The 14,640-nt window shown below is 71.7% G+C and carries 14 protein-coding genes and 1 riboswitch; of the genes, 6 read left to right on the plus strand and 8 right to left on the minus strand.

Annotated features, from left to right (window positions below; genetic code table 11):
- Positions 1 to 84: 84 nt before the first annotated feature.
- The 3 genes from ABZ478_RS14135 to thrC form a co-directional block, all read right to left on the minus strand.
- A complete protein-coding gene (locus ABZ478_RS14135; protein ID WP_004929928.1) occupies positions 85 to 288 on the minus strand; it encodes a cold-shock protein in 204 nt (67 codons plus the stop codon).
- A gap of 443 nt (positions 289 to 731) precedes the next feature.
- Complete coding sequence (locus tag ABZ478_RS14140; protein ID WP_359548681.1) at positions 732 to 1,007, minus strand: MoaD/ThiS family protein; 276 nt, start codon at positions 1,005 to 1,007, stop codon at positions 732 to 734.
- On the minus strand, positions 1,004 to 2,287 hold the full coding sequence (thrC, locus tag ABZ478_RS14145; RefSeq protein ID WP_359548684.1) for a threonine synthase: 1,284 nt from the start codon (positions 2,285 to 2,287) through the stop codon (positions 1,004 to 1,006). Before thrC ends, ABZ478_RS14140 begins: the two co-directional genes overlap by 4 nt.
- Before the next feature lie 17 nt (positions 2,288 to 2,304).
- Positions 2,305 to 2,449, minus strand: a riboswitch (SAM riboswitch).
- Between the two features lie 161 nt (positions 2,450 to 2,610).
- Here thrC and ABZ478_RS14150 point away from each other — a divergent pair.
- Entirely contained in the window at positions 2,611 to 3,582 is a 972-nt protein-coding gene (locus tag ABZ478_RS14150) for a glucosyl-3-phosphoglycerate synthase (RefSeq protein WP_359548685.1), read from the plus strand.
- Positions 3,583 to 3,700: 118 nt separating this feature from the next.
- Entirely contained in the window at positions 3,701 to 5,119 is a 1,419-nt protein-coding gene (locus tag ABZ478_RS14155) for a trehalose-6-phosphate synthase (protein WP_359548687.1), read from the plus strand.
- A gap of 18 nt (positions 5,120 to 5,137) precedes the next feature.
- On the opposite strand, the gene otsB is transcribed toward ABZ478_RS14155, so the two are convergent.
- The 3 genes from otsB to ABZ478_RS14170 form a co-directional block, all read right to left on the minus strand.
- Positions 5,138 to 5,971 carry a trehalose-phosphatase gene (gene otsB / locus ABZ478_RS14160; RefSeq protein WP_359548690.1) on the minus strand — a complete coding sequence of 278 codons (834 nt, stop codon included), beginning with the start codon at positions 5,969 to 5,971 and terminating at the stop codon, positions 5,138 to 5,140.
- A 67-nt stretch (positions 5,972 to 6,038) separates the two neighbouring features.
- Positions 6,039 to 6,266: a DUF3263 domain-containing protein gene (locus ABZ478_RS14165; RefSeq protein WP_359548693.1), complete on the minus strand. Its 228-nt coding sequence runs from the start codon at positions 6,264 to 6,266 to the stop codon at positions 6,039 to 6,041.
- A 34-nt stretch (positions 6,267 to 6,300) separates the two neighbouring features.
- Positions 6,301 to 7,542 (minus strand): extracellular solute-binding protein, encoded by a 1,242-nt coding sequence (locus ABZ478_RS14170; RefSeq protein WP_359548696.1) that lies wholly within the window; start codon positions 7,540 to 7,542, stop codon positions 6,301 to 6,303.
- A 139-nt stretch (positions 7,543 to 7,681) separates the two neighbouring features.
- On the opposite strand from ABZ478_RS14170, the gene ABZ478_RS14175 reads away from it, so the two are divergent.
- From ABZ478_RS14175 to ABZ478_RS14185, 3 genes are all read left to right on the plus strand, one after another.
- A complete protein-coding gene (locus tag ABZ478_RS14175) occupies positions 7,682 to 8,635 on the plus strand; it encodes an ROK family protein (protein WP_359548698.1) in 954 nt (317 codons plus the stop codon).
- Positions 8,635 to 9,804: an N-acetylglucosamine-6-phosphate deacetylase gene (nagA, locus tag ABZ478_RS14180; protein ID WP_359548700.1), complete on the plus strand. Its 1,170-nt coding sequence runs from the start codon at positions 8,635 to 8,637 to the stop codon at positions 9,802 to 9,804. Before ABZ478_RS14175 ends, nagA begins: the two co-directional genes overlap by 1 nt.
- 119 nt (positions 9,805 to 9,923) lie before the next feature.
- Complete coding sequence (locus tag ABZ478_RS14185; RefSeq protein WP_359548702.1) at positions 9,924 to 10,853, plus strand: 1-phosphofructokinase family hexose kinase; 930 nt, start codon at positions 9,924 to 9,926, stop codon at positions 10,851 to 10,853.
- 73 nt (positions 10,854 to 10,926) lie between these two features.
- Here the strand turns inward: ABZ478_RS14185 and ABZ478_RS14190 are convergent, their stop codons facing one another.
- Together ABZ478_RS14190 and cdgB are read right to left on the minus strand one after the other, a co-directional pair.
- On the minus strand, positions 10,927 to 11,868 hold the full coding sequence (locus ABZ478_RS14190; RefSeq protein ID WP_359548704.1) for a carbohydrate-binding protein: 942 nt from the start codon (positions 11,866 to 11,868) through the stop codon (positions 10,927 to 10,929).
- 118 nt (positions 11,869 to 11,986) lie between these two features.
- Complete coding sequence (gene cdgB / locus ABZ478_RS14195; RefSeq protein ID WP_359548707.1) at positions 11,987 to 13,645, minus strand: diguanylate cyclase CdgB; 1,659 nt, start codon at positions 13,643 to 13,645, stop codon at positions 11,987 to 11,989.
- Positions 13,646 to 13,990: 345 nt separating this feature from the next.
- Here cdgB and ABZ478_RS14200 point away from each other — a divergent pair, with 345 nt between their 5' ends.
- Positions 13,991 to 14,560 carry a flavin reductase family protein gene (locus ABZ478_RS14200; protein ID WP_359548989.1) on the plus strand — a complete coding sequence of 190 codons (570 nt, stop codon included), beginning with the start codon at positions 13,991 to 13,993 and terminating at the stop codon, positions 14,558 to 14,560.
- Positions 14,561 to 14,640 lie beyond the last annotated feature (80 nt).

Below are 14,640 nucleotides of genomic sequence, written 5' to 3' on the forward strand. Positions count from 1 at the left end.
TCAGCCGCCCGCGAACACAGGGGCCCGGGCACGGCGAAGGGCCCGCACCCTGTGCGAGGTGCGGGCCCTTCGTGCAAGAAACGTTCAGGCGCTGAGGCGAACCATGTCGGCCTGCGGGCCCTTCTGGCCCTGCGAGATCTCGAACTCCACCCGCTGGCCCTCTTCCAGGGTGCGGTAGCCGTCCATCTGAATGGCGCTGTAGTGGACGAATACGTCCGCACCACCGTCGACCGCGATGAAGCCGTACCCCTTCTCCGCGTTGAACCACTTGACGGTGCCCTGAGCCATGCCTAACTCCCCTATTACTGGCCCTTGCACAGATCCACACTTCGCGGACCCGGGTCAGACCTCACCCCCCATTGGCCGGGGGCGTGCGCCGGAACGCGTCGACCGCCGCTGAATGTATCTGCCCAACTGCCGTCTGCAACAGGTCAATCGGACGAGAAATATGGACGCGGGCGGTCCGGAATGTAGCGTGAATTCGCCCGAATTCAGGGCAAGTCGGGCTCCATAAAATGCACAAAAGCCGCAGAAAGCACCCACAGTTTGGCTACTTCTTGTCGGGTGCATCGCGGTGAATCCAGGGCTCCTGACCCATGGTCCGGGAGCGGGTTCCCCAACTCTACCGCGCTCAATCACACAGAATGGCCCCCTCCGTTTCTCGCACGGGGGAGGCCATTCAATGAACAATCGGTAACCGGCGTTACCGAAGGTAATGATCGGTCATTCTGTCAGCCGCCGGCGACGGCCGGAATGATGGAGACACCGGCGCCGTCCGGGGTCGCGGTCTGCAGTCCCTGCTCGAATCGGACATCGTCGTCGTTGACGTACACGTTGACGAAGCGGCGCAGCTTGCCCTGGTCGTCCAGCACCCGCGCGGCGATCCCGGTGTGGTTCTTCTCCAGGTTCTCGATGACCTCGGCGAGGTTCGCGCCGTCGGCGGCGACCTCGGCCAGCCCGCCGGTGTAGGTGCGCAGGATGGTGGGGATGCGAACGGTCACGCTCATGCGAGGCCAGCCTCTCGGAAGGAGTCCAGGTTCGGGCGGATGGTGGCGGTGAGGCCGGTGCCGGCCACCGCGTCGAGGGTCTTGAGGCCGTCGCCGGTGTTGAGGACGACCGTGGTCTTCGCCGGGTCCAGCACGCCCTCCTTGAGCAGCTTGCGGGTGACGCCGACGGTCACTCCGCCCGCCGTCTCCGCGAAGATGCCCTCGGTCCGGGCCAGCAGCTTGATCGCGTCCACGACCTCCTCGTCCGTCACGTCCTCCACCGCTCCGCCGGTGCGGCGCGCGATGTCCAGGACGTACGGCCCGTCGGCCGGGTTGCCGATGGCGAGGGACTTGGCGATGGTGTTCGGCTTCTGCGGCCGTACGACGTCGTGGCCCGCCTTGTACGCGGTCGACACCGGCGAGCAGCCCTCGGCCTGGGCACCGAAGATCTTGTACGGCCGGTCCTCGACCAGACCGAGTTCGATCAGCTCCCGCAGACCCTTGTCGATCTTCGTGAGCTGGGAGCCGGAGGCGATCGGGACCACGATCTGGTCCGGCAGCCGCCAGCCGAGCTGCTCACAGATCTCGTACGCCAGCGTCTTGGAGCCCTCGGCGTAGTACGGCCGCAGGTTGACGTTGACGAAGCCCCAGCCCTCGCCGGCCGGGTCGCCGATCAGCTCGGAGCAGAAACGGTTCACGTCGTCGTAGTTGCCCTCGATGCCGACGAGTTCGCCGCCGTAGATCGCGGCCATGACGACCTTGCCCTGCTCCAGGTCGTGCGGGATGAACACGCAGGAGCGCAGGCCGGCCCGGGCGGCGGCGGCGCCGACGGCACCGGCGAGGTTGCCGGTGGAGGAGCAGGACAGGGTGGTGAAGCCGAAGGCGCGCGCGGCCTCCAGGGCCTGGGCGACGACGCGGTCCTTGAAGGAGTGCGTCGGGTTGCCGGAGTCGTCCTTCACGTACAGCCCGCCGGTGACGCCCAGCTCGTGGGCCAGGTTGTCGGCCTTGACGAGCTTGGTCCAGCCGGGGTTGAGGTTCGGCTTCCGGTCCACGTCGGCGGGAACGGGCAGCAGGGGCGCGTAGCGCCAGATGTTCGCGGGACCCGCCTCGATGCGCCGGCGCAGCTCTTCGGTGTCGTAGGCGGAGAAGTCGTAGGCGATCTCCAGCGGGCCGAAACACTCCTCGCACGCGAAGACCGGTCCGAGGGGTACCCGGTGTCCGCATTCGCGACAGCTCAGGGCAGCGGCGGGGCCGAGATCGACGGCGGGATCACTGGTGCTTGCAACTGTCTGCACAGCCATGGAGGCGAGGCCCTTTCTCCTCATCTTCCTCACGACGCATCTCGCCGTGAGACGGATTTGGCACCTTCCCTGGCCGGGAGCCTCGCGCGAAAAAACGAGTGCGGCTCAGGGGGGTTGCCGGGGCTTCATCGGGCCGTGTCCCTCTGCCCCTCTGGATGAGCGGTATTCGGTTGTGAACGCCGGGCGACCCCCGACATGCGATGGTCATCGGCGTTGTTCAAGACTGTAACCGACGGCCGGGACAGTTGAGATAGTCGTCCGAACCGCGAGATGCATCACCCTCCCCCAACAGGTGTGATCACGACAGTGAGGAGCCGCAGACCGTGCTGGAAGAAGTCGAGCGCTGGCTGGCCACCCGCTCCTGGTCCGTGGCCGACCGCCCGCTGCACGGAGTCCTGGCCGCCAAGCAGCGCACCGGGCAGTCCGTCTCCGTCGTCCTGCCCGCGCTCAACGAGGAGGAGACGGTCGGCGACATCGTCGCCGTCATCCGTCACGACCTCATGCGGCAGGCTCCGCTGGTCGACGAGATCGTCGTCGTCGACTCCGGCTCCACCGACCGCACCTCGGAGGTCGCCGCCGCGGCCGGCGCCCGGGTGGTGCACCGCGACAGCGTCCTGCCGCGCATACCGGCCGTCCCCGGCAAGGGCGAGGTGCTGTGGCGCTCGCTGCTGGCGACGAGCGGGGACATCGTCTGCTTCATCGACGCAGACCTGAGGGAGTTCTCCTCCGACTTCGTCCTCGGCATCGTCGGCCCGCTGCTCACCGAGCCGGACGTCGACCTGGTCAAGGCGATGTACGACCGCCCGCTCACCGTGCCCGACGGGCGCGCCTCCGGCACGGCCGCCGCCGGACAGGGCGGCCGGGTCACCGAGCTGATGGCCCGCCCACTGCTGAACATGCACTGGCCGCAGCTCGCCGGCTTCGTGCAGCCACTGGGCGGGGAATACGCGGCCCGCCGCTCGCTGCTGGAACAGCTCCCGTTCCCGGTGGGCTACGGCGTGGAGCTGGGCATGCTGGTGGACGCGCTGCACCTGGTGGGCCTGGACGCGCTGGCCCAGGTGGACGTGGGGGTGCGCAGGCACCGGCACCAGGACGGCCAGGCACTCGGCCGGATGGCCGCGGCGATCTACCGCACCGCTCAGCTCCGGCTGGCCCGCGGCCACCTCGTACGGCCCTCGCTCACCCAGTTCGAACGGGGCGAGGACGGGTTCGAGCCGCGCACCTACTCGGTGGACACCGAGGAGCGGCCGCCGATGGTGGAGATCGCCGAGTACGCGCACCGCAAGGTGGCCTGAGCGGCCCGGTGGGCGGCCCGGCCGCGGTGCGGTGGACGCGGAAGAACGGCCGTATACAGCCCCCTTCCGGGGCGGAGCGTACGTTTGAGCGTTTCCGGGCCGGGCTAGGTTGAGAATCATGGCTGCCACGCAGGGTGCTGAGGTGCTGGTCGCGTCCAACCGCGGCCCGGTTTCGTACGAGGTGCTCGAGGACGGCTCGCTGAGCGCCAGACGGGGCGGGGGCGGGCTGGTCTCGGGTCTTTCGGCCATCGGGCCGGACCACAACGCGGTCTGGGTCTGCGCCGCGCTCGGCGACGGCGACCGGGAGGCGGTACGGCGGGCGGGCGGGGGTCTGCTGCCGGCCGAGGACACCGGCGAGCAGCGGGTGCGGATGCTCGACATCGACGCGACCGTGTTCGCCGACGCCTACAACGGCATCGCCAACTCGGTGCTCTGGTTCGTCCACCACATGCTGTACCAGACCCCGCTGGAGCCGGTCCTCGACGCGGAGTTCCGCCGCCAGTGGGCCTCGTACCAGGCGTACAACCGGGCGTTCGCCGAGGCGCTGGCGCAGGAGGCGGCCGAGGGTGCCGCGGTGCTCATCCAGGACTACCACCTGGCCCTCGCCCCGCGGATGCTCCGGCAGCTCCGTCCCGACCTGCGCATCGGCCACTTCTCGCACACCCCGTGGGCCCCGCCGGACTACTTCCGGCTGCTGCCCGACGACATCGCCGCCGAGCTGCTGACCGGCATCCTCGGCGCGGACCGGGCGGCGTTCCTGACCAGGCGCTGGGCGGACGCGTTCACGGACTGCTGCCACGCGGTGCTCGGCCCCGGCATCCCGTCCGGGACCCGGATCGGGGTGCACGGGCTCGGCGCGGACGCGGACTTCCTGCGCGAGCGGGCGCACCGGCCGGACGTGGACGAGCGGATGACGGCCCTGCGCGCGGAGATCGGCGAGGGGCGCCGGACCATCGTCCGGGTGGACCGCACCGAGCTGTCCAAGAACATCGTGCGCGGACTGCTGGCGTACCGGCAGCTCCTGGAGGGCCACCCGGAGTGGCGCGAGCGGGTGGTGCACATCGCCTTCGCCTACCCCTCGCGGCAGGACCTCGCGGTCTACCGCGACTACACGGCCGAGGTGCAACGGGTCGCGGACGAGATCAACTCCCGTTACGGGACGCCCGGCTGGACGCCGGTGGTGCTGCACGTGAAGGACGACTTCGCCCGCTCCCTGGCCGCCTACCGGCTCGCGGACGTGGCCCTGGTCAACCCGATCCGGGACGGCATGAACCTGGTCGCCAAGGAGGTGCCGGTCGTCTCCGACGAGGGGTGCGCGCTGGTGCTGTCGCGCGAGGCCGGGGCGTACGAGGAGCTGGGCGAGGACGCGATCGTGGTCAACCCGTACGACGTCGTGGGGACGGCGGACGCGCTGCACACCGCGCTGGGCCTGCCCCAGGGCGAGCGGGCGGAGCGGTCCAAGCGGCTGGCCGCCGCCGCCACCGCGCTGCCGCCGGCGCAGTGGTTCCTGGACCAGCTCGGCGCGCTGACCGGCTGAGGGTCCGGCGGGCCTGCGTCAGCCGAGCCTGGCCGCCAGGGCGCGCAGGAGCGCGACGACCCCCTCCGGGCCGTCGACCACCAGGTCCGCCCGTTCGGCCAGTTCCGTGACCTCGGTGCTGCCGCTGCAGACCAGCAGGCCGGGGACGCCCTCGGCGCGGAGTTCCCCGACGGCCGCGAAGGCGGGCAGGTCGCCCAGGTCGTCGCCCGCGTAGAGGACGGACCCGGCGGCGGTGCGGCGGACGTGGTCGAGGAGGGCGACGCCCTTGTCCATGCCGGGCGGGCGCAGTTCCAGGACCAGCCGGCCGGGTTCGACGATCAGGCCGTGCCGGGCGGCGAGTTCGGTGAGGGGCCCGCGCAGGGCCTCGAAGGCGGCCTGGGGGTCGTCGGCGCGGCGGGTGTGCACGGCGACGGCCCGGCCCTTGTCCTCGGTCCAGGTGCCGTGCCCGGCGCCGGCGCGCTCCAGCAGCCCGGGCAGTTCGGCGCGGACCGCGGCCACACCCGGGTGCGGCGGGGGCGCGGTGATCTCGCCGGTCGCGGCGTCCCAGCGCTCGGCGCCGTAGTGGCCGAGGACGGTGAGGTGTTCCAGGCCGGGCACGTCCGCGAAGCCGCCGTACCGCACGGCGACCTCGGCGGGCCGGCCGGTGACCACGGCGACGGAGGCCACCTCGGGGGCGAGCGCGGCGAGCGCGGGAACGGCGTCCGGGTGGGCGCGGGCCTGCTCGGGGTCGGCGACGATCGGGGCGAGGGTGCCGTCGAAGTCGAGGCCGATCACCGCCGCGCGGGGCTTGGCCAGCAGCGTGTGCAGTCCGTCGCGGCCCGCCTGGGTCGCCGGGGTCGGCAGGAGGTCCATACAGGGACAGTATCCGGCGCGGGCCCGGGTCACTCCTGGAGCGTTCCCCCCGGTCCGGGCCGGCGGTTCAGCGCTCCTCGCGGCGGGCCTCCCGCACCCGGCGCAGGCGGTTCACCGTGACCGGGTCCGCGGCGAGCGCCCGGGCGTCGTCCAGGAGGGCGTTGAGGAGCTGGTAGTAGCGCACCGGGGCGAGGCCCAGTTCCTCGCGGACGGCCCGTTCCTTCGCGCCGGGGCCGGCGAAGCCCCGGCGCTCCAGCGCGAGGATGGCCTGTTCGCGGCTGCCCAGTTCCTCCATGCGGCCAACCGTAGCGCCGGGCACCGACAGCCGGTCAGTTGACGTCGGCGCTGTCCGCGGCCGACGCCGTCGACTGGAGCCGGGACAGCACGTCGGCGGGGCTGCCGCCGGGCGTGACCGCCTGGCCGATGTTCTTCTTCACGGCCGCGCTGACCGAGGCCCACGAGGTCTTGCCGACCGGGTAGAGCTGGGAGAGCGGGAGTTCGTCGAGGAAGGGACGCAGGACCTTGTCACCGGCCGCGTCCGAGCCGGACATGGCGCGGGACGCGGAGTCGGTCACCGGCAGCAGCCCGTACTCGCGGGAGAAGGCGAGCACGTTCTTCTTCTCGTAGACGAAGTCGAGGAAGTCACCGATCTCGCGGGCGTGCCCGTTCTGCCGGAAGCCCATCATCCAGTCGGCGACGCCCATGGAGGCCTTGGTCCGGCCGGTGCGGCCCGGCATCGGGACCGTGCCGAACTTCACGCCCTTCTTGACGGCCTGCCGGATCAGCGTGGGGTGGCCGTTGAGCATGCCGACCTGGCCGTTCGTGAAGGCGGTGAAGGCGTCCGCGCGGTTCAGCCTGCCGGGTGCGACCGGGCCGGTCAGGCCCTTGCCGACCAGGTCGTCCTTGAGCCAGGTGAAGGTCTCCACGTTCTTCGCGGAGTCGATGCTGTAGGCGCCGATGTCGTCGGTGTAGCCGTCGCCGCCGCCCAGCAGCCACTGCATGGTCTCGGCCTGGGCCTCCTCGGGGCCGAGCGGCAGCGCGTAGGGGTACTTCACGCCCTTGTCCTTGAGCGCGCGGGCGTCGGCCGCCAGCTCGTCCCAGGTGGTGGGCGGGGTGATGCCGGCCTGGCTGAACAGGGTCTTGTTGTAGAAGAGCACCCGGGTGGAGGCCGCGAAGGGGATGCCGTACTGCACGTGCTTCCACTGGCCGGCGTCGGAGAGCGCGGCGGGGAAGTCGGCCTGGGTGCGTATGGAGAGCAGGTCGGAGGCCTGGTACAGCTTGCCTGCGGCCGCGTAGTCGGCGTAGGCGCCGATCTGGGCCAGGTCGGGGGCGTGCCCGGCGTCGACCATCTCCTTGACCTTGCGGTCGACGTCGTTCCAGGAGTAGACGCTGACCTCGACCTTCACCCCGTGCTCGGCCTCGTACTCCTTGGCCAGCTCGTCCCAGTACTTCTTGGAGCCGTTCGCCGCCGAGTCGCCGTAGTCGGCGGCGACGAGTCTGAGGGTCACGTCGGAGGAGTCCGTGCTCCCGCAGCCGCCGAGGACCGCCGTCATGCCCAGTGCGGACACCACCGCGATCGTTCCTGCCGTACGCCGACGCACCCTCAAAGCCCCAACCCTGCTGTCTGACCGTTCAATATGTGGACACATAAGGTCTACACCACGTGAGTGGACTAGACCTCTTGTGGGTCAGGGGGCCACACTGTCCCCCGTGAGACATGTCATCGCCCTGGACGTGGGCGGTACCGGGATGAAGGCCGCCCTCGTCGGAGACGACGGCGAGCTGCTGCACCGCGCCCGCCGGGCGACGGGACGCGAGCGCGGGCCGGACGCGGTGGTCGGGACGATCCTCGGCTTCGCCGCCGAACTGCGCGCGTACGGCGTCGAGACCTACGGCGAGCCGGCCGCGGCGGCCGGCATCGCGGTCCCCGGCATCGTCGACGACGAGCACGGGATCGCCGTGTACGCCGCCAACCTCGGCTGGCGTGACGTACCCCTGCGCGCCCTGCTCGCCGAGCGGCTCGGCGTCCCGGTGGCGCTCGGCCACGACGTGCGCACCGGCGGACTCGCCGAGGGACGGATCGGCGCGGGCAAGGGCGCCGACCGGTTCCTGTTCGTACCGCTGGGCACCGGGATCGCCGGCGCCATCGGCGTGGACGGCCGGGTGGAGGCGGGCGCGCACGGCTTCGCCGGCGAGATCGGGCACATCGTCGTACGGCCCGGGGGCACCCCGTGCCCCTGCGCCCAGCACGGCTGCCTGGAGCGGTACGCCTCCGCGTCCGCCGTCAGCGAGGCATGGGCCGCGGCCTGCGGGGACCCGGAGGCCGACGCGGCCGACTGCGCCAAGGCCGTCGCGTCCGGTGACCCGAACGCCGTCCGGGTGTGGCAGGAGGCGGTGGACGCGCTGGCCGACGGGCTGGTCACCGCGCTCACCCTGCTGGACCCGCGCACGCTGATCATCGGTGGCGGTCTGGCCGAGGCGGGGGAAGTGTTGTTCCAGCCGCTGCGGGACGCCGTCCGGCGCCGGGTCACCTTCCAGAAACTGCCGTCCATCGTCCCCGCCGCCCTCGGCGACACCGCCGGCTGCCTGGGCGCGGGACTTCTCGCCCGGGATCTCCTCGACTCCACCGGCCCCACGACCGACCCCTCGGAGGTAACCGCCTGATGGCTCCCAGCTTGGTTCTCGCAGGTGCTCGGGTGGTGCTGCCCACCGGGGTGGTGGACGACGGACGCGTGACCGTGGAGGGCACGAGGATCACCGCGGCCGGCGCGCCGGACACCGGGGGCGCCGCGGCCCCGTCCGGTGCCGAGGTGATCGACGTGAGCGGTCACTGGCTGGTCCCGGGCTTCGTGGACATCCACAACCACGGCGGCGGCGGGGCGTCCTTCTCCGGCACGGCCGAGGAGATCCTCACCGCCGTCCGCACCCACCGGCGGCACGGCACCACCACGCTGGTCGCCTCCACCGTCACCGACGAGATGGACCTGCTGGTCCGGCAGGCCGGGCTGCTGAGCGAGCTGGCCGAGCAGGGGGACATCGCGGGCATCCACTTCGAGGGACCGTTCATCTCGCCGTGCCGCAAGGGCGCGCACTCCGAGGAACTGCTGCGCGACCCGGAGCCGGCCGAGGTGCGCAAGCTGATCGACGCCGGGCGCGGCCGGGCGAGGATGGTCACGCTCGCCACGGAACTGCCGGGCGGCATCGAGTCGGTGCGGCTGCTCGCCGAGCACGGGGTGATCGCGGCCGTCGGGCACACGGACGCCACCTACGAGCAGACCGTCGCGGCCATCGACGCGGGCGCCACGGTCGCCACCCACCTCTTCAACGCCATGCCCACCCTGGGCCACCGCTCCCCCGGCCCCATCGCCGCCCTGCTCCAGGACGAGCGGGTCACCGTCGAGCTGATCAACGACGGCACCCATCTGCATCCCGCCGCGCTGGAGCTGGCGTTCCGTCACGCGGGCGCGGACCGGGTCGCGTTCATCACCGACGCGATGGACGCGGCCGGCATCGGCGACGGCCGCTACATGCTCGGCCCGCTGGAGGTCGAGGTCAGCGAGGGCGTGGCCCGGCTGGTGCACGGCGGTTCGATCGCCGGCTCCACGCTGACCCTGGACCGCGCGTTCAAGCGGGCGGTGACGGTCGACGGGCTGCCGGTGCCGGACGCCGTCACCGCCCTGTCCGTGAACCCGGCCCGCCTGCTGGGCCTGTCCGACCGCATCGGCTCCCTGGAGGCCGGCAAGGACGCCGACCTGGTGCTGCTGGACGCGGACTTCGACCTCAAGGGCGTGCTGCGCCAGGGGGAATGGGTCGCCGCGCCCCAACTGCCCTGATCCGTTCCGGCGTCGAGAGACGGTGACCGACCCTCGCACTGGGCCGGCCGCCGTCTCTTTGGCATGATCGGGTCCCCGCAAACCGATGGCACGACGGACTTCGAGGGAGGTCGGACCTGGTGATCCTCACGGTCACACTGAACACCGCTCTCGACATCACCTACCGCGTACGGTCGCTGCGGCCGCACACCTCGCACCGGGTCTCCCAGGTCCTCGAACGGCCGGGCGGCAAGGGCGTGAACGTGGCCCGGGTCCTGGCCGCCCTCGGCCACGAGGTGACGGCCACCGGCTTCGCGGGCGGCGCCACCGGCCGGGTCCTGCGCGAACACCTCGCGGACACGCCCCGGGTGACGGACGCGCTGGTGCCCATCGGCGGGGCCACCCGGCGCACGGTCGCCGTCGTGGACGAGCGGACCGGCGACACCACCCAGCTCAACGAGCCGGGCCCGCAGATAGCCCCGGCCGAATGGGCGGCCTTCCAGGACCGGTACGCGGAACTGCTCGGCCGTGCCTCGGCGGTGGCCCTGTCCGGCAGCCTCCCGCCGGGCGTGCCGGTGGGCGCGTACGCGGGGCTGATACGCGCGGCCCGCGCCCACGGCGTCCCCGTGCTGCTGGACGCCGGCGGGGAGCCGCTGCGCCGCGGGGTGGCGGCCCGGCCCGACATCATCAAGCCCAACTCCGAGGAACTGGCCGAACTCACCGGCTCCCACGAGCCGTTGCGCGCCACCCAGGACGCCCGCCGACGCGGCGCCCACGCGGTGGTCGCCTCCCTCGGCCCGGAAGGCCTGCTCGCGGCCACCCCCGAGGGCCGCTGGCGCGCCGCCCCGCCCGCCCGCGTCCACGGCAACCCGACGGGCGCGGGCGACTCGGCGGTGGCGGCCCTGCTGTCGGGGCTCGTGGAGCGACTGCCCTGGCCGGAGCGGCTGGCCCGGGCGGCGGCGCTGTCGGCGGCGACGGTACGGGCGCCCGGCGCGGGCGAGTTCGACCCCGGCACCTACGAGGAGCTGCTGGAGCGGGTCGCGGTGACCGGAGTGGTCAGCGCGGCGTGAGGGTCCGGACCCCGAGGGGCCCGGACCCCGCTCCCTGGTCCGGCCTGATCCGGCCTGATCCGGCCAAGAGACCCTAGCTCTTGACCTGGCCCTTCTTGATCCAGAGCTGGTCCAGCAGAGCGTCGCACTTGTCGCCGGGCTGGCAGGAGATGGCAACCGTGTTGTGGCCCTTCTCGAGGGTGGGCCACACGAACGTCGTGGTCCAGCCCTTGGAGAAGTCACCGTCGCTGGTGTGCGTGTAGTTCTTCAGCGGCAGCTTGCTGCCGAACGGCTTGCCGTTGACGGTGACCGTCATCGCCTGGTCCTCGCCGACCACGCTGAAGTGCGCGAAGAGGGTGTAGGCCCCCTGCTCGGGAACGTTGTCGAACGTCCAGGTGACCGAGGACCCGACGCTGTTCAGGCCGCCCACATAGGTGCCGCCCGCCGCCTGGGCACCCTTGACGTCGGAGGCCTTGGCGGCGTTGCCGGCGAGCTGGAGGCCGGCGGCGTCCGTCTTCGGCAGTTCGCCGGCCGGTGCCGAGGCGCTGTTCGACGGGCTGGGCCTGCTGCTCTGAGACTGGGTCGGGGAGGCGTCCGCCTGGTTGCCCGACTTGTCGTCGTCCGTGTTGCCGTTGATCATCGCCACACCGATGCCGATGACGACCGCGGCGACCACGGCGATCGCGCCGATCAGCAGGCCCTTGGTGTTCGGGCCGCGGCGCCCGCCGCCACCGCCGGCGGGCGGCATGGACTGCCTGCTCGTCGGTGCACCGCCGGGCAGCGTCTCCGGGGCCTGGTAGTGGGCGCTCGGCTGGCCGTAGGCACCCTGCTGCGGGACCGTGGGCTGCTGCTGGCCGTACGGGGCGGCCTGCGGGGCGTACTGGCGCTCGCCGACCGCGCGCACTCTGCTGACCGAGTTCGGATAGCCGTAGCCACCCGACGGCGGCTGGGCTCCTCGGGCCTGGCCGTCGGCGTAGAGGTAGCCGAACGGGTCGTCGTCCTCGGGCGTGCTCGCGCCGTTGTCGCCGGGCGTCATCCCTTGGTACTCCTCAACAGGTGCGGGTGGATGCGATACGGGTGTGGAATGGCGAGCCTACCCGCTCCGACTGAGCCAAACGGGTGACCCGTATCGCATCAGCTCACTGACCTGCGATTCATCCGGCACGCCGGTGCTGTTTGGGACGAGATCGTTTCTCTACGTACATCCGTTCGTCGGCGGACTTCAGCACTTCGTCCGCGGTCATGCCGCAGTGGGCCCAGCCGATGCCGAAACTCGCGCCCACCCGGACGGCCCGGTCCTCGGCGCGGATGGGCTGGATGATCTCGTTGCGCAGACGTACGGCGAGGTCCTGGGCGTCGGCCTTGCCGAGGCCGTCGGCGAGGATCACGAACTCGTCGCCGCCGAGCCGGGCGACCGTGTCGCCGTCGCGCACCCCGCGGGTCAGCCGCCGGGCGACCTCGATGAGCACCGCGTCGCCCGCGTTGTGGCCGAACCTGTCGTTGATCGACTTGAAGCCGTCCAGGTCGCAGAAGAGGACCGCGAGGCCCTTGGTGCCGTCGTCGTGGCCGTCCTCGGGCGCGACGGTGTGGACGTGGTGGTCGTAGCCGTCGAACGCCTCCACATTCTGCGCGAAGTCGAACCCGTGCCCGGGCGGGGCGTCGAAGGCGGGGTGGCCGTAGGCCGCGTCCAGGGACTCCAGGGCTCCGGCGTGGGACGGGCGGTGGCACAGGCGCGCGGAGAGCCGCGAGCGCAGCTCGGCGGAGTTCGGCAGGCCGGTGAGGGAGTCGTGGGAGGCGCGGTGGGCGAGCTGGAGCTCGCGGCGCTTGCGGTCCTCGATGTCCTCGACGTGGGTCAGCAGGAAGCGGGGCCCGTCGGCGGCGTCGGCGACGACGCTGTTGCGCAGGCTCACCCAGACGTAGCTGCCGTCGCGGCGGCCCAGGCGCAGCTCGGCCCGGCCGCCCTCGGCGGACGTCCGGAGCAGCGTGCCGATGTCCTCGGGGTGGACCAGGTCCGAGAAGGAGTAGCGGCGCATCGCGGAGGCGGGACGGCCGAGCAGCCGGCACAGGGCGTCGTTGGTGCGCAGGATCCGGCCGTGCTGGTCACCGCCCATCTCGGCGATGGCCATGCCGGAGGGCGCGTACTCGAAGGCCTGCCGGAAGCTCTCCTCGCTGGCCCTGAGTGCCTGCTGCTCGCGCTCGAGGCGGACCAGGGCCCGCTGCATGTTGGAACGCAGACGCGCGTTGCTGATCGCGATGGCGGCCTGGAAGGCGTACATCTGCAGGGCCTCGCGGCCCCAGGCGCCGGGGTGACGGCCGTTGCGCGGCCGGTCGACGGATATGACGCCGAGCAACTCGCCCGAGGAGCCGCCGCCCTGTGGCCCGGGCGTGTACATCGGGGCGAAGAGGCGGTCGGAGGGGTGCCACTCGTCCTCGAAGCGCGGGGCGGGACCGTCGGTGTACCACTGCGGGACGTCGTCGTCGTCCAGCACCCAGCCCTCGGTGTGGGGTATGAACACGAGGTCGCCCCACTGTTCGCCCATGCCCAGCCGCCGGTCCCAGGAGTCGCGGGAGCCGACCCGGCCGGTGATCAGGGCCTCGGCGGCGGAGTTGCCGGAGAAGGCGGCGATGACGAGGTCCCCGTCGGGGCGCACGAGGTTGACGCACGCCAGCTCGTACCCGAGAGCGCTGACCGCGCCGTCGGCGACCGTCTGCAGTGTGTCCGCCAGGCTGCGTGCCGTGTTCATGTCGGCCATGACCTGGTGCAGCTGCCGCAGGGACGCAAGGCGGACATACGGCTCCGACTCGGTCTCCATGCTCGCCCTCCCCCCGAGACCTCGCAGCGAATCAAGGGTTGTCTTCGGCGCTTCCTTACGTGCGTCCCGTCGTCTCTCAGTGGTCTTCAGCCACTGAATCACAGCGCGCTGCTCACTCGGTACACAGAGTCAACAATATCTGTCCCTTGTGACTCAAGTCACAGGGGAACGTGAACAATTGAGTGGAGTTTCTGCGTTTTCCCTGTGCGTTTACTGAACGCAAGCTTTGTCGTTGTGTGCACAAGATGCACGAACCGTCACCTCGTGGTCCTCCGGTCCTAGGACCCGGCTAGGGCCGGGGCCCGATGCGGCCCGTCCGGGGCGGAGATTAGCGTTCATGGCGTGCTGAACACCTCCTCCCCCACCGCCGCAGCAGTCACCGGGCATGCTGAGGGGGTGAGCAACGACGAGTTCCGGGCCGCCATGTCCCGGCTGGCCGCGGGCGTGGTCCTGGTGACCGCTCAGGAACCGCCGCTGGACCCCGACGACCCGGACGCGCCCGGTGGCGAGGACGTCGGCATGACCGCGACGGCCTTCATGTCCGTCTCGCTGGACCCGCCGCTGGTGATGGTCAGCCTGCGCACGGGCTCGCGCATGGACGACCTGCTCGACGAACAGCCGCTGTGGGCGGTCTCGGTGCTCGCCGAGGGGCAGCGCCACATCGCCGGGCGCTTCGCCATGAAGGGCCGCATCAGCGACCGGCTGCTCTTCCAGGACCTGCCGCGGGTGCGCGGCGAGATCACCGGCGCACCGCTGGTGGACGGCGCGCTGGCCGCCCTGGAGTGCCGCACCGAGCAGCGGGTGACGGCCGGCGACCACACCCTCGTCATCGGCCGGGTACTGACCGCGCGCGCACCGGGCGCGGAGGGCGGCCCGCTGATGTACTACCGCGGGCGCTACCGGCACTTGGGCTGACGGCCTATCCAGAGCAACACACCTCGGGACGGTCCGCGCCCGCCTAACCTCGACCTAAAAGACAGGTAAATCTTCACAAC

The sequence above is a fragment of the Streptomyces sp. NPDC005706 genome (assembly GCF_040631045.1).
Taxonomy (GTDB): Bacteria; Actinomycetota; Actinomycetes; order Streptomycetales; family Streptomycetaceae; genus Streptomyces.

What these genes read in the sequence shown, in the direction of transcription:
- ABZ478_RS14135 (WP_004929928.1), bottom strand. Translation starts at nt 288, where the DNA reads ATGGCTCAGGGCACCGTCAAGTGGTTCAACGCGGAGAAGGGGTACGGC.
- ABZ478_RS14140 (WP_359548681.1), bottom strand. Translation starts at nt 1,007, where the DNA reads ATGAGCGTGACCGTTCGCATCCCCACCATCCTGCGCACCTACACCGGC.
- thrC (WP_359548684.1), bottom strand. Translation starts at nt 2,287, where the DNA reads ATGGCTGTGCAGACAGTTGCAAGCACCAGTGATCCCGCCGTCGATCTC.
- ABZ478_RS14155 (WP_359548687.1), top strand. Translation starts at nt 3,701, where the DNA reads ATGGCTGCCACGCAGGGTGCTGAGGTGCTGGTCGCGTCCAACCGCGGC.
- otsB (WP_359548690.1), bottom strand. Translation starts at nt 5,971, where the DNA reads ATGGACCTCCTGCCGACCCCGGCGACCCAGGCGGGCCGCGACGGACTG.
- ABZ478_RS14165 (WP_359548693.1), bottom strand. Translation starts at nt 6,266, where the DNA reads ATGGAGGAACTGGGCAGCCGCGAACAGGCCATCCTCGCGCTGGAGCGC.
- nagA (WP_359548700.1), top strand. Translation starts at nt 8,635, where the DNA reads ATGGCTCCCAGCTTGGTTCTCGCAGGTGCTCGGGTGGTGCTGCCCACC.
- ABZ478_RS14190 (WP_359548704.1), bottom strand. Translation starts at nt 11,868, where the DNA reads ATGACGCCCGGCGACAACGGCGCGAGCACGCCCGAGGACGACGACCCG.
- cdgB (WP_359548707.1), bottom strand. Translation starts at nt 13,645, where the DNA reads ATGGAGACCGAGTCGGAGCCGTATGTCCGCCTTGCGTCCCTGCGGCAG.